The following is a 12,197-nucleotide window of genomic DNA, read 5'->3' as shown; positions in this document are numbered from 1 at the left end:
GGTTCATCCGGGGCTCCTGGGGTGCTGTTTGGGTCGCACCTACAGAATTCCGGGATCGCCCCGGATGAACAACCTACTGAAAGATCACAGCTAGCAGGCCGGTCCGGGACCGGTGCGGTGCGGACGCAAGAAGCCCGCCAGTCCGAAACCGTAAGGGGAGGGGAGCATACGGAGGTACGGACTGGCGGGCTGAACCGTGCGTCGGGCGACCTGGGGCGCGGACCGGTTCGGGCCGGCGCGCCCGGTCCGGACTCAGGAGGCCGGCGTGGTCTTGGACGCGCTGCGCTTGCGCGCGGTGGTCTTGCTCGACTTGCGCGCCGTGGTCGTGCGGGTCTTGCCGCGGGCGGCGGAAGTCTTCTTGGCCGGCGCCTTCTTGGCGGCCTTCTTCGTCGCCTTCTTCGCAGCGGTCTTGCGCGGCGCCTTGGCGGCCTTGCCACCGCCCTGGCGACGCAGCTCGGCGGTGAGCGCCTCGACCCGGTCGCTCAGCTCGGCGAGGTCCTCGCGGCCGGGCACGCCCAGCTTGACCAGGGCGCGCTGCACGCGTTCCTCGAACACCTTCTCCAGCCGATCCCAGGTGTCGGCGGCACGGTCGCGCGCCTGTCCGACCCGGTTCTCGACCGCGCCACGCACCGCGTCGGCCTGATGGCTGGCGAGGTCGCCGGCGAACTTGCGTGCGCTCTTCTCCAGGCCCAGGCCCTCCTTGACCAGCCCCTCGAACAGCTTGGTGCCCTCGGCCTGGGCGCGGGCGAAGGCGCCCATGCCGGCCAGCCAGATGTGCTGGGCGGACTCGCTGATGCCCTTGGCCAGGCGCTCGGCCTGCTGCTGCGGATCGCTGGCGGCGGATGCCGACTTCGCGGACGCGGTCTTCTTGGCGGACTTCTTCAACTTGGCCATCTATCCCTCCGTGTTGGGCGGGACGTGGAGCACGACCCGCGCCGTTATTTGGCGTTGTATCCGACCATGCGCCCGCGCTCTAGAGTTTTCACACCAACGGCTTGCGGGCCGGGCGGCGCGTGGCGGACGACTTGGCGCCCGGACGGCCGCGGGTGCGCGAGCGGGCGCCGGGCTTGGCGTTGCCGCGGGCGACGATCCGGTCGACGTCGTCCAGCGCCCGCTTCAGTTCGGCGACGGTGTCGGTGTCGCGGCTGGCGGGAGCGGACAGGCCCTCGACCAGGGTCCGGGTGCGGTCGTCGACCACCTCGGTGCGCAGGCGGATGCCGTGCCGCGCCAGCTGTGGCGCCAGCACGTCCTGGTGCCGGTGCAGGTCGTCGAGGGTGTTGCGGTAGGCGATCTCGCAGATGCGCCGGCGCGCGGCGAAGCTGAAGGCATTGGTGAAGAACAGTTCGCCGTCGTCGGGATTGGGTTCGAACACCAGTTGGTCGACATGCGGGTACTGCCTCGCGTAGCGGGCCAGGCCGACCTGCATGCGCGACTGCAGCAGACTGCGGAAGGTCTGCGAAAGCACCGCCGGCAGCCCGCCGGCGGCCAGGCGCGCGTGCTCGCTGCCACGCTCGCCCGAGGCGTCGCCTGCGCCGCCGTCGCCGGTGTTGAAGGCGACCAGCGGGTTGACCCCGATCATCAGGTCGATGTCCTTGTCCAGCACCGCCGAGGCATGCATCGTCCGTCGCAACGCACCATCGACGAACTGGCGGCCGTGGATCGCGACCGGCGGGTACAGGCCCGGCAGCGCGGCGCTGGCCTGGATCGCGCGCGAGATCGGCACGTCGTCCCAGCCCTGGTCTCCGAAGCGGACGGTATCACCGCTGTCCAGATCGACCGCGACCACGTACAGGTCGGTGCCGAGCTTGCGGAAGTCGTTGCTGCGGCCGCGACGGGTGAATACGTCGCGCAGGAAGCGCTCGACCTGCTCGTTGTCGAACAGTCCGGTCGGCACCAGTCCGCCGAAGCGGGCGATCAGGTCCGGCCAGCGCACCGAGGCCGGCGAGAACAGCAGCGCCTGCCAGCACTCCAGGGTCAGACGCGGCAGGCTGGCGGCGCGACGCATGTACTCGTACACCGCCGGACGCATGAAGGTTTCGGGGCGGAACCTGACATCGTCGCTGTCGCCGGTGATGAAGATCCGGCACATCTGTGCGGTATCGATGCGGTTGGCCAGCGCCGCGGCCAGGAACGCGCCGCTGCTGACGCCGACATAGGCGTCCAGGCGGGTCAGGTCGAGACCGTCGAGGGCTTCGTCCAGCGCGCGCAACGCCCCCAGCTCGTACATGCCGCCGATCGGGCCGCCGCCGGCGACGGCCAGGCCGATGCGGGGACCGTCGGAACCCTTGCGGGGACGGGCTTGGGCGTTGTGGGCGGATAGCATCGGCGGGTCGCGTACCTGGACTGTGGTCGGGTCGAGTGTAGCCCCAGTGAACGGCCCTGCGTCGCCCGGGCCATCCCGGCCGCCGTAGAATCCGCGTCAGGATGTCGCGCACGCACCGCCACCACGATGCCGTCGATCGCCTCGAGCGCCTGCTGCGGGCGCACCAGGATCTCAACGATCCGCGACGCGATCCGCGCAACCGTTCGCGCTGGCTGCCGGAGCTGCGGCGCTGGCAGTCGGCGCGGCTGGAGGCGAGTTTCCGCCACTTCCTCCACGACCCGCGGCGCGAGCCGGCGGCGCGCTTCTTCCTCAGCGACGTCTATGCCGACAAGGACTTCAGCCGCCGCGACGCCGACATCGTCAAGGTCCTGCCGATGATGCAGCGGCTGCTGCCGGCCCGGTTGCTGGCGGCGGTGGCCGACGCGATCGAGCTGGCCCTGCTGACCCACGCACTGGACCTGAGGATGATCCAGTGGCTGGACGACAACGCCGCGCGCGCGAAGGTGCTCGATGCCGCGCTGTATGCCGACGCCTACCGCGGAACCGGCCTGCCGCGGGTGCGCGGCAGGCAGATCGACCTGATCGTGCGCGCCGGACTCGGGCTCGCGCAGGCGCTGAAGATGCCCGGCGTGAGCACCCTGTTGCGGCTGTCGCGCGGCCCGGCCAGGGCGGCCGGGCTGGAAGAACTGCAGAATTTTCTCGAACGCGGTGCGGCGGCGTTCGCCCGGCTGGGCGACGTCAGCGGATTCATCGCCGAGATCGAACGCGGCGAGCGTGAGGTTTCGCGTCGCCTGTTCGCGGCGGCGCCGGACCCGTTCGGAGACGACGGGTCGTTCAGCTGAAGCGTTCGTCCAGGACCCGGCGGATCTCGTTCTCGATCGGCCCCTTGAACGCCGACATCAGGAAGCCCAACTGCGCGGTCACCCGCAACTCGCTCGGCGCCAGCGCGATGCAACCATCGACTCCGGCGCCGCGGAAGTTGAGGTCGTCGCCGGCCCAGTCGTACTCCACACCGAAGCGATCGGACAGCTTCTCCGCGACTTCCTGCACCGCGCGGCGGGCATCGTCGTGGGCAAGCGAATGGGCGTGATGGATATCGATACTCGGCATGGGACTCCCTCCTGGCCGGCTATTGTGCGGTCATGCGGCGGCTTCGGCCAGCACCGCGGCGCGGGCATTGGCCGGTGGCGCGGAAACTGTGCCGGGATGCGCGCCGGCCATGCTAGATTGCGCTCGCGTGAATGCCATCCGACTGCAATTTCCCAACCGCGAACGCGACGACCTGCCGCTGGGGCCGGGCGTCCATGCGCTCGGCCGCGACGATGCCGGCGTGCCGACCCTGGTCGACGATCCCGGCCGCGGCATGATGCAGTTCTGCGTCGACCGGCGCGGCATCTGGCTGCAGCTGCGCGACGATGTGCGCGGGATCCACGTCAACGGCCGTCCGATCCGCCACGTGGCGATGCTGCGGATGGGCGACATCCTGCATGTCGACGGCTATCAGCTTTCGTTGCTGGGGCCCGAGCCGGTGCCCGCGCCCGAGGGCCAGGCTGCGCCGGTGGCCCCGAGCGGCGCGGCGATCGTGCTGCGCGGGATCGGCGGCGCCCATCACGGTCGCGCGATCGTGATGGACCGGCCATTGCTGGTCGGGCGCCAGCGCGCCTGCGAAGTGCGGATCGACGAGCCCGGGTTCGCCGAACGCCATGCCCGGCTGGAGCCGCATCCGGAAGGGGTGGTGCTGCGCGACCTGGGTTCGGAGCACGGCAGCCGGGTCAACGGCCGGCCGGTGCGGCATGCCTTGCTGATGCCCGGTTCGCAGGTGATGTTCGGCGCCCAGCACCGTTTCGTGGTCGAGGCGGCGACGATGCCGACGCACCCGTCGCTGACCCTGCCGGCGAACGAGCCGGAGCCGGCCTCGCTGCGGCCGTCGCAGGACGGCCCCGTGGCCGCCCGCAGCGCGCTGCGGATTCCCTGGTTGCTGCTGGCCGCGCTGTTGCTGGCCGGGGCACTGAGCCTGCTGCTGCTCTACGGCGCGCGTTGATGGCGCCGGGCCTGGGGCGCGCGGGCCCTGACCGCGTTCCTCAGCCTGCGTACCAGCCGCCAGCCGAGCAGGACGGCCAGGATCGCCGCGTACAGCAGCGGCTCGCGGATGTCGGACTTCACCAGCCACCAGAAGTGCAGCACCGCCAGCACCGCGATCGCGTAGATCGCCTTGTGCAGGCGGCCCCAGTTGCGGCCCAGCCAGCGGATCGCGGCGGTGGTCGAGGTGGCGGCGAGCGGGATCAGCAGCAGCCAGGCGAGGAAGCCGACGGTGATGTAGGGCCGCTTGACGATCTCCTCGAAGATCTGGGTCCAGTAGCCGCGCAGGTCGAGGACGAGATAGGCCAGCAGGTGCAGGGTGGCGTAGGCGAACGCGTACAGCCCCAGCATGCGCCGGAATCGCAGCAGCGCGGCCTGGCCGGTCAGTTGCCGCAGCGGAGTGACCGCCAGGGTGATCAGCAGCAGGCGCAGCGCCCACAGGCCGAGCCGGTGTTCGATCTCGGCGACCGGGTCGGCGCCGAGGCCGCCGCTGCCGGTCAGCCATTCCTCGCGGATCTGCCAGGCCAGGATCGCGGCGGGCGTCAGCGCCAGCGCATGCACCAGCGCCTTGGCCGCGATCACCCAGCGCGGCGTGCGCGGACGAGCCGCGGGTCGGCGACGGGGGCGGGCCTGCGCGGCCGCGCGGGGCGGGACCGACATGCGCGCTAGAACCAGCGCCGCAGGTTCATGCCCGCGTACATGTCGCCGACCTGCTCGGCATAGCCGTTGAACAGGCGGGTGGGGATGCGCTCGGCGAACAGCTGGCTGCCGCTGCCGGCGATCCGGCGTTCGGTCTTCTGGCTCCAGCGCGGGTGGTCGACGTCGGGATTCACGTTCGAGAAGAAGCCGTACTCGCTCGGCTGCAGGTCGTTCCAGCTGCAATGCGGGCGGTGCTTGACGAAGGTGATCGCGACGATCGACTTGATGCTCTTGAAGCCGTACTTCCACGGCACCACCAGCCGCAGCGGCGCGCCGTTCTGCTGCGGCAGCGCCTTGCCGTACAGGCCGGTCGCCAGCAGGGTCAGCGGGTGCATGGCCTCGTCGATGCGCAGGCCCTCGCGGTACGGCCAGTCGATCGAGCGGTAGCGGATGCCGGGCATCTGCTCGCGGTCGGCGAGGGTGGTGAAGGCGACGTACTTGGCATCCGAGTTGGGCTCGAAGCGCTTGAGCACGTCGGCCAACGGCACGCCCAGCCACGGGATCACCATCGACCAGCCCTCCACGCAGCGCAGCCGGTAGATGCGCTCTTCCGGGGGCAGGCCCTTGAGCAGGTCGTCGAGCGAGAGTTTGCCGGGTCTGGCGCATTCGCCGCCGACCGCGACCGTCCACGGCGAGGTGCGCAGGGTCCTGGCCGCCTTCGACGGATCGCCCTTGCCGGTGCCGAACTCGTAGAAGTTGTTGTAGCCGGTAACGTCCTCGTAGCGGGTCAGGGGCTCGTCGGTCTTGAAGCCCGAGGCCGCCTCGGCGGCGCTGATCACCGGACCGGGCGGCGCCGGCGGATCGGCCTCGGCACAGCCGGACAGGCCCAGCGCCGGCAGCGCCGACAGGCCGGCGATCAGCCTCCGCCGCTGCAGGTAGACCCGCTCGTCGGTGACTTCGTTCTCCGGAATTCTCAAGGCATTACGCAAAATCATGACCGGCTCCGTCGCGTCCAAGCACCATGTCGTGGATACGTTCCAGGATCACGAAAGGTTACGCCCGCAACCGACGCGGTGCACGGTGTTGCGCTGCGGCATACTACGGGACCCGGGTCCGCCGGCCGGTGGTCGGCGGACCGGACTCACTTTCGATCACAGCCCCCACCCCGGAGTTCCAGATGACGCGTGCGTACAACTTCAGTGCCGGCCCGGCCACCCTGCCCGAATCCGTATTGCTGCAGGCCCAGGCGGAAATGCTCGACTGGCACGGTGCGGGCGCCTCGATCGTGGAACTCAGCCACCGCGGGCCGGAATTCATTCAGGTCGCCGAGGAGGCCGAGGCCGACCTGCGCACGCTGATGGCGATCCCGGACGACTACGCGGTGCTGTTCCTGCAGGGCGGCGCGACCGGCCAGCAGGCCCTGATTCCGCTGAACTTCGCCGCGCCCGGACAGAAGGCCGACTACGTGCTGACCGGCCACTGGGGCAAGACCGCGATCAAGCAGGCCAAGCCCTATGTCGACGTGAACATCGCCGCCAGCGGCGAGGGCGAAGGGTTCCGCGGCATCCCGGCGCGCGCCGACTGGCAGTTGTCCGCCGACGCGGCCTATGTCCACATCACCGCCAACGAGACCATCCACGGTGTCGAGTTCCGCGATACCCCGGAGGTCGGCGACGTGCCGCTGGTCGCCGACTTCAGCTCCAGCATCGTCTCCGAGCCGCTGGACGTGTCGAAGTACGGGGTGATCTACGCCGGCGCGCAGAAGAACCTGGGCCCGGTCGGTATCAGCGTGGTGATCATCCGCCGCGACCTGCTCGAGCGTGCCGGCCAGCCGCGCGCCGACATCTTCACCTACGCCTCGCACCTGGCCAAGGAGTCGATGCTCAATACCCCGCCGACCTGGAACTGGTACCTGGCCGGACTGGTGTTCAAGTGGATGATCGCGCAGGGCGGCGTGGCCGAGTTCGCCCAGCGCAACGCGCGCAAGTCGGCGCTGCTGTACGGCGTGATCGACGGTTCCGGCGGCTTCTACCGCAACGAGGTGGCCGCGGCCGTGCGCTCGCGCATGAACGTGCCGTTCTTCCTGCACGAGGAAGCGCTGAACAAGCCGTTCCTCGACGAGGCCAAGGCCGCCGGCCTGATCTCGCTGAAGGGGCACCGTGCGCTGGGCGGCATGCGCGCTTCGATCTACAACGCGATGCCCGAAGAGGGCGTGCAGGCGCTGGCCGGGTTCATGCGCGAGTTCCAGCAGCGGCATGGTTGATCGACCGCGTTCCGACGGTGCCCCAAGGGCATCGTCGGGAGCGGCGAGCGCGCGGTCACGGAGGGCCGGGCAGGGCGATCGGCCCGCATTGGATTGCGCCATGGACGGCGACAATCTCCATCCGGAGTCAATGGCAGACAGATGACAGGCAAATCCCGTAAACCGGTGACCGCGGCGAGCAAGAAGCCGGCCAGGACCAAGAGCGCCGCGACCAAGACCGCCTCGAGCAAGGCCGCCGCAGGCAAGGCCGCGCCGGCCGCCAGCAAGGGCAAGCCCGACCTGGCCGAGCTGCGCGTGCGTATCGACGGCATCGACCGCAGCATCCAGGCGCTGATCGCCGAGCGCGCCCAGTTCGCCGGCCAGGTCGGACAGGCCAAGGGCAAGCTGGCGGCGGCGGTCGACTACTACCGGCCCGAGCGCGAGGCGCAGGTGCTGCGGCGGGTGGTCGACCGCAACGGCGGCCCGCTCAACGACGACGTGCTGGTGCGGGTGTTCCGCGAGATCATGTCCGCCTGCCTGGCCCAGCAGGAGCCATTGAAGATCGGCTTCCTCGGCCCGGAGGGCACGCACTCCCAGCAGGCGGTCTACAAGCACTTCGGCCACTCGATCCACGGCCTGCCGCTGGGCAGCATCGAAGAGGTGTTCCAGGAGGTCGAGTCCGGCGCCGCCGACTTCGGCGTGGTGCCGGTCGAGAACTCGACCCAGGGCACGATCCAGTCGACCCTGGACATGTTCCTGACCTCGGACGTGAAGATCTGCGGCGAGGTCGAACTGCGCGTGCACCAGCATCTGCTGTCGCGCGGCGGCAGGCTCGAGGACATCGAGCGGGTCTATTCGCACCCGCAGTCGTTCGCCCAGTGCAAGGCCTGGCTGCGCCAGCACCTGCCGCATGCGGAGAAGATCCCGGTCAGCAGCAACGCCGAGGCCGCCCGTCGCGCCCGCAATGCCGACGACGCGGCGGCGATCGCCGGCATCAGCGCCGGTACCGTGTACGGCCTGAAGAACGTCGCCGGCCCGATCGAGGACCGCCCCGACAACACCACCCGCTTCCTGGTGCTGGGCCGCGAGCTGTTCCCGCCGTCGGGCAACGATCGCACCTCGCTGCTGGTGTTCATCAAGGACCAGCCCGGCGCGCTGTTCAACATCCTCGCGCCGATCGCCAAGCACGGCCTGAGCATGAACCGGATCGAGTCGCGCCCGGGCCATACCGGCCTGTGGCAGTACGCCTTCTTCATCGACGTGGCCGGTCACGTCGACGAGGACGGCATGCGCCGCTCGCTGGAGGAGATGGCCGACTTCGTCGAGGAAGTGAAGGTCCTGGGGTCCTACCCGGTGGCGATCGCATGAACGCGATGGCCGACGAGGCGGGCGGCGATGTGCTGGACGAAGCCTGGTTCGCGGCGCGCGCCGGCGCCGGTGTGCAGGGCCTGAAGGCCTACGACCCCGGTCACGACCTGGTGGCGTTCCGGCGCCGTTTTGCCGGCAGCGCCGGCGGGCAGGCGCTGGTCGAACTGGGCTCGAACGAGAACCCGTACGGGCCCTCCGATGCCGCGCGTGCGGCGATCCTCGACCAGTTGCAGGCGATCCACCGCTATCCGGACCCGCTCGGCGGCGACCTCAAGCGGGCGCTGGCGGCCCGGCACGGTGTCGCGCCCGAACGGATCCTGCTCGGCAACGGCTCCCACGAATTGCTGATGCTGCTGGGGCAGGTGTTTGCCGGTCCCGGTCTCGACGTGGTTTTCGCGCGTCACGCCTTCGCCGTGTTCGCGCTGGCGACCCAGGCCGCCGGCGCGAGCATGCGCATTGCCGAGCCGTTGCCGCGCGATGCGGCGATGCCGCTGGGTCACGACCTGGACGCGCTGGCGGCGGCGATCACGGCCGACACCCGGCTGCTCTACGTCGCCAATCCGAACAATCCGACCGGGACCTGGTTCGGCGCCGACGCGCTGGCGGCCTTCCTGGCCCGGGTGCCGCGCGAGGTCATCGTGGTCGTCGACGAGGCCTATGCCGAGATGGCCGACGCGCCCGATTACGCCAGCGCACTGGGCCTGCTCGACGCGCACCCGAACGTGGTGGTGACCCGTACCTTCAGCAAGGCCTACGGACTGGCCGGCCTGCGCTGCGGTTACCTGATCGGCGCCTCCGGCCTGGTCGCGGTGATGGAACGGCTGCGCGAGAGTTTCAACGTCAACGGCCTGGCACTGGCCGCCTGCGAGGCCGCGCTGGGCGATGAGGCGCATCTGCGCTCGGCCTGTGCGCGCAACGCCGAGCAGCGCGACGGGTTGTCCCGGGCCTTGCGCGAACGCGGGCTGGAGGTGTTCCCGTCGCAGACCAACTTCGTGCTGGTCGGCTTCGGTCGCGATGCCGCGCCGATCGAGCGGGCGTTGACCGATCGCGGGGTGATCCTGCGGCCGATGGGCGGCTACGGTCTGCCCGACTGCCTGCGCATCAGTGTCGGCAATCCCGACGAGAACCGCAGGCTGCTGGCCGCGCTGGACGAGGTGCTGGCATGAGCGATGGGGGACAACGCTGGTCGGCCGGTGCCGGTCGCCCGCTGGGCGGCGCACTGAAGGTCCCCGGCGACAAATCGGTCTCGCATCGCGCGGTGATGCTCGGCGCGCTGGCCGAAGGCACGACCCGGGTGCGCGGTTTCCTGGAAGGCGAGGACACCCGCGCCACCGCGCGGGTGTTCGAGGCGATGGGCGTGCGCATCGAGACGCCCAGCGCCAGCGAGCGCATCGTCCACGGCGTCGGCCTGCACGGTCTGCGCGCGCCGGCGACCGAGTTGGATTGCGGCAATGCCGGCACCGGCATGCGCCTGCTGTCGGGGGTGCTGGCCGGCCAGGCCTTCGATTCGATGCTGGTCGGCGATGCCTCGCTGTCGCGGCGGCCGATGCGGCGGGTGATCGATCCGCTGACCGCGATGGGCGCGCGCATCGATTCCGGTGAGGGCGGCCTGCCACCGCTGAGAATTCACGGTGGAAATACCCTGCAAGGCATTGATTACAAAACACCTGTTGCCAGCGCCCAGGTCAAGTCGGCGGTGTTGCTGGCCGGTCTGTACGCACGCGGCGAGACCGTCGTGACCGAGCCGCATCCGACCCGCGACTATAGCGAGCGGATGCTGGCGGCATTCGGCTGGCCGATCGAGTTCGGCCCCGGTCGTGCCCGTCTCGGCGGCGGCCACCGCCTGCGTGCGACCGAGGTCGAGGTGCCGGCCGATTTCTCGTCGGCGGCCTTCTTCATCGTCGCCGCCAGCCTGGTGCCCGGTTCGGAGTTGCGCCTGCGCGCGGTCGGCATGAATCCGCGTCGTACCGGCCTGTTGGCCGCGCTGCGCCTGATGGGGGCCGATATCCGCGAGGAGTCGGTGGCCGGACGCGCCGGGGAGGCCGACGCCGAGCCGGTGGCCGACCTGGTCGTGCGGCACGCGCCGTTGCGTGGGATCGAGGTGCCCGAGGCGCTGGTGCCGGACATGATCGACGAGTTCCCGGCGTTGTTCGTCGCCGCGGCCTGCGCGCAGGGCAGGACCGTGGTCCGGGGCGCCGCCGAATTGCGGGTCAAGGAATCCGACCGCATCGCGACGATGGCGGCCGGGTTGCGGGCGCTGGGCGTGTCGATCCAGGAAACCCCGGACGGCGCGATCATCGAGGGCGGCCGCATCGGCGGCGGTCGTGTGCACAGCCACGGCGACCACCGTATCGCGATGAGCTTCGCGGTCGCGGCCCAGCTTGCGCATGGCAGCGTGACGATCGAGGACGTCGCCAACGTCGCCACCTCGTTCCCGGGCTTCGTCGAGCTGGCGAACTCGATCGGAATGGGCTTGCAGGCGGACTGAGCGCCGGGCTCAGCCGGCCGGTTCGAAGTCGACCGGGATCTCGATCGTGTCGGCGACCGGTTCGTTCTCCTCCAGTGCCGGCTCGAACTGCCAGCGGCCCACCGCTTCGCGGGCGGCCTCGTCGAGGATCAGCGAACCGCTGCTGGTCGCGACCCGGACCGCGGTCGCCTGACCGCGCGGGTCGACGACCACTTCCAGTATCACCTTGCCGCTTTCGCCGCGCTTGATCGCCTCGATCGGGAATGCCGGCGGCACCGCCGAGCCGACCACCGGCCGCGCGCGACGGTTGCGCGAGGCATTGTCCGGGTCCGCCGAAGCCGGCGTCAGCGACTGACCGTCGATCTCGGTGGCATCGATCGGTCCGATGGTGATGTCGTTGCCGGCCGCGTCGGCGACATCGTCCGGCGCCATCTTCCAGACATACAGTCCCAGCAGCAGCGCGACGATGGCCAGGCCGGCCAGCAGCAGGCGGGAGGACGAAGACGCTTGGCTCATTGACGGTTCCTCGGAATGCGGGCGCGGGACGCGACAGCGGATGTTAGCGCGTGACGGGGCAGGCGTTGAGGGGCCGCTCGCAGGCCATCGGCAGGAAACTGATACCGTCGCTGTGCTGCATCTGCGCGGTCGCTTCGAAACCCAGGCGGCGGTAGACCTCGACCGCCGATGGCGTCGAATTGACGGTGAAGCGCGCGGGGGCGCCCTGCGCCGATCCGCCGGCGCCGGTCATTGCCCGCCATAGCCGGCGAGCGATGCCCAGGCCCTGGCGGTCGCGGCGCACGAACAGATGGTAGAGGTGGGTGGTGTCGCGCATCAGGATGATCCCGCAGGCGCCGCTGCCGTCCTCGGCGAGCAGGCCGGCGAAGCGCGGCGATGCCAGCCGCTCGAACATGCCGTCGGGCCCGAGCGTGGCCAGGAAGGCGGTCGCATCCGGAGCGTCGACGACCTCGCGCGCCAGCGGCAGGACCAGGGCGCTGACCGCCATCGCGTCGCCCACCGTCGCCGGGCGTATCCGCAGCATTGGCGTCGGGCTCACCGCCGGAATTCGACCGGAACGTTGA

Annotated in this window: 13 protein-coding genes; 6 read left to right on the top strand and 7 right to left on the bottom strand. The window is 70.3% G+C overall.

From position 1 onward, the window contains the following. Positions 1-252 precede the first annotated feature (252 nt). Complete coding sequence (locus tag FKV24_RS18800; RefSeq protein ID WP_111266499.1) at positions 253-894, bottom strand: phasin family protein; 642 nt, start codon at positions 892-894, stop codon at positions 253-255. An 88-nt stretch (positions 895-982) separates the two neighbouring features. Beyond that, positions 983-2,323, bottom strand: coding sequence for a patatin-like phospholipase family protein (locus FKV24_RS18795; RefSeq protein WP_141483481.1), 1,341 nt, complete (start codon positions 2,321-2,323; stop codon positions 983-985). Between the two features lie 101 nt (positions 2,324-2,424). On the opposite strand from FKV24_RS18795, the gene FKV24_RS18790 reads away from it, so the two are divergent. After that, the gene (locus FKV24_RS18790) at positions 2,425-3,165 is read left to right on the top strand and encodes a DUF8198 family protein (protein ID WP_141483480.1); all 741 of its coding nucleotides are present in this window, start codon (positions 2,425-2,427) and stop codon (positions 3,163-3,165) included. Here FKV24_RS18790 and FKV24_RS18785 read toward each other — a convergent pair. Then, the gene (locus tag FKV24_RS18785) at positions 3,158-3,433 is read right to left on the bottom strand and encodes a polyhydroxyalkanoic acid system family protein (RefSeq protein WP_111266496.1); all 276 of its coding nucleotides are present in this window, start codon (positions 3,431-3,433) and stop codon (positions 3,158-3,160) included. The two genes, FKV24_RS18790 and FKV24_RS18785, sit on opposite strands and share 8 nt — an antisense overlap. Positions 3,434-3,560: 127 nt before the next feature. Here FKV24_RS18785 and FKV24_RS18780 point away from each other — a divergent pair, with 127 nt between their 5' ends. Further along, positions 3,561-4,364 carry an FHA domain-containing protein gene (locus FKV24_RS18780; RefSeq protein WP_141483479.1) on the top strand — a complete coding sequence of 268 codons (804 nt, stop codon included), beginning with the start codon at positions 3,561-3,563 and terminating at the stop codon, positions 4,362-4,364. On the opposite strand, the gene FKV24_RS18775 is transcribed toward FKV24_RS18780, so the two are convergent. Together FKV24_RS18775 and msrP are read right to left on the bottom strand one after the other, a co-directional pair. Then, positions 4,349-4,984 (bottom strand): protein-methionine-sulfoxide reductase heme-binding subunit MsrQ, encoded by a 636-nt coding sequence (locus tag FKV24_RS18775; protein ID WP_249041096.1) that lies wholly within the window; start codon positions 4,982-4,984, stop codon positions 4,349-4,351. The genes FKV24_RS18780 and FKV24_RS18775 overlap by 16 nt on opposite strands. An 83-nt stretch (positions 4,985-5,067) precedes the next feature. Beyond that, a complete protein-coding gene (msrP, locus tag FKV24_RS18770) occupies positions 5,068-6,036 on the bottom strand; it encodes a protein-methionine-sulfoxide reductase catalytic subunit MsrP (RefSeq protein WP_141483477.1) in 969 nt (322 codons plus the stop codon). Between the two features lie 182 nt (positions 6,037-6,218). Here msrP and serC point away from each other — a divergent pair, with 182 nt between their 5' ends. From serC to aroA, 4 genes are all read left to right on the top strand, one after another. Then, positions 6,219-7,304, top strand: coding sequence for a 3-phosphoserine/phosphohydroxythreonine transaminase (serC, locus tag FKV24_RS18765; protein WP_141483476.1), 1,086 nt, complete (start codon positions 6,219-6,221; stop codon positions 7,302-7,304). Between the two features lie 141 nt (positions 7,305-7,445). After that, positions 7,446-8,651, top strand: a complete 1,206-nt coding sequence (gene pheA / locus FKV24_RS18760; protein ID WP_111266492.1) for a prephenate dehydratase — start codon at positions 7,446-7,448, stop codon at positions 8,649-8,651. Continuing rightward, positions 8,648-9,817, top strand: a complete 1,170-nt coding sequence (gene hisC / locus FKV24_RS18755) for a histidinol-phosphate transaminase (protein WP_141483475.1) — start codon at positions 8,648-8,650, stop codon at positions 9,815-9,817. The genes pheA and hisC overlap by 4 nt, the downstream gene beginning before the upstream one ends. Further along, a complete protein-coding gene (aroA, locus tag FKV24_RS18750) occupies positions 9,814-11,139 on the top strand; it encodes a 3-phosphoshikimate 1-carboxyvinyltransferase (protein ID WP_141483474.1) in 1,326 nt (441 codons plus the stop codon). The genes hisC and aroA overlap by 4 nt, the downstream gene beginning before the upstream one ends. Before the next feature lie 9 nt (positions 11,140-11,148). Here aroA and FKV24_RS18745 read toward each other — a convergent pair whose 3' ends face one another. After that, the gene (locus FKV24_RS18745) at positions 11,149-11,634 is read right to left on the bottom strand and encodes an energy transducer TonB (RefSeq protein WP_111266489.1); all 486 of its coding nucleotides are present in this window, start codon (positions 11,632-11,634) and stop codon (positions 11,149-11,151) included. A 43-nt stretch (positions 11,635-11,677) separates the two neighbouring features. Then, positions 11,678-12,197 (bottom strand): GNAT family N-acetyltransferase (locus tag FKV24_RS18740; RefSeq protein WP_211371925.1); only part of this gene is annotated, 520 nt, incomplete at its 5' end.

The organism is Marilutibacter maris (assembly GCF_006546735.2).
GTDB classification, from domain to species: domain Bacteria; phylum Pseudomonadota; class Gammaproteobacteria; order Xanthomonadales; family Xanthomonadaceae; genus Marilutibacter; species Marilutibacter maris.
Note: the sequence above shows the minus strand (reverse complement) of the source record. Positions and strands in the feature narration are given on the sequence as shown.

Excerpts from the sequence above, each read along its gene's own strand:
- FKV24_RS18800 (WP_111266499.1), bottom strand. The coding sequence starts at position 894 with ATGGCCAAGTTGAAGAAGTCCGCCAAGAAGACCGCGTCCGCGAAGTCG.
- FKV24_RS18795 (WP_141483481.1), bottom strand. The coding sequence starts at position 2,323 with ATGCTATCCGCCCACAACGCCCAAGCCCGTCCCCGCAAGGGTTCCGAC.
- FKV24_RS18790 (WP_141483480.1), top strand. The coding sequence starts at position 2,425 with ATGTCGCGCACGCACCGCCACCACGATGCCGTCGATCGCCTCGAGCGC.
- FKV24_RS18785 (WP_111266496.1), bottom strand. The coding sequence starts at position 3,433 with ATGCCGAGTATCGATATCCATCACGCCCATTCGCTTGCCCACGACGAT.
- msrP (WP_141483477.1), bottom strand. The coding sequence starts at position 6,036 with ATGATTTTGCGTAATGCCTTGAGAATTCCGGAGAACGAAGTCACCGAC.
- serC (WP_141483476.1), top strand. The coding sequence starts at position 6,219 with ATGACGCGTGCGTACAACTTCAGTGCCGGCCCGGCCACCCTGCCCGAA.
- pheA (WP_111266492.1), top strand. The coding sequence starts at position 7,446 with ATGACAGGCAAATCCCGTAAACCGGTGACCGCGGCGAGCAAGAAGCCG.
- hisC (WP_141483475.1), top strand. The coding sequence starts at position 8,648 with ATGAACGCGATGGCCGACGAGGCGGGCGGCGATGTGCTGGACGAAGCC.
- aroA (WP_141483474.1), top strand. The coding sequence starts at position 9,814 with ATGAGCGATGGGGGACAACGCTGGTCGGCCGGTGCCGGTCGCCCGCTG.
- FKV24_RS18745 (WP_111266489.1), bottom strand. The coding sequence starts at position 11,634 with ATGAGCCAAGCGTCTTCGTCCTCCCGCCTGCTGCTGGCCGGCCTGGCC.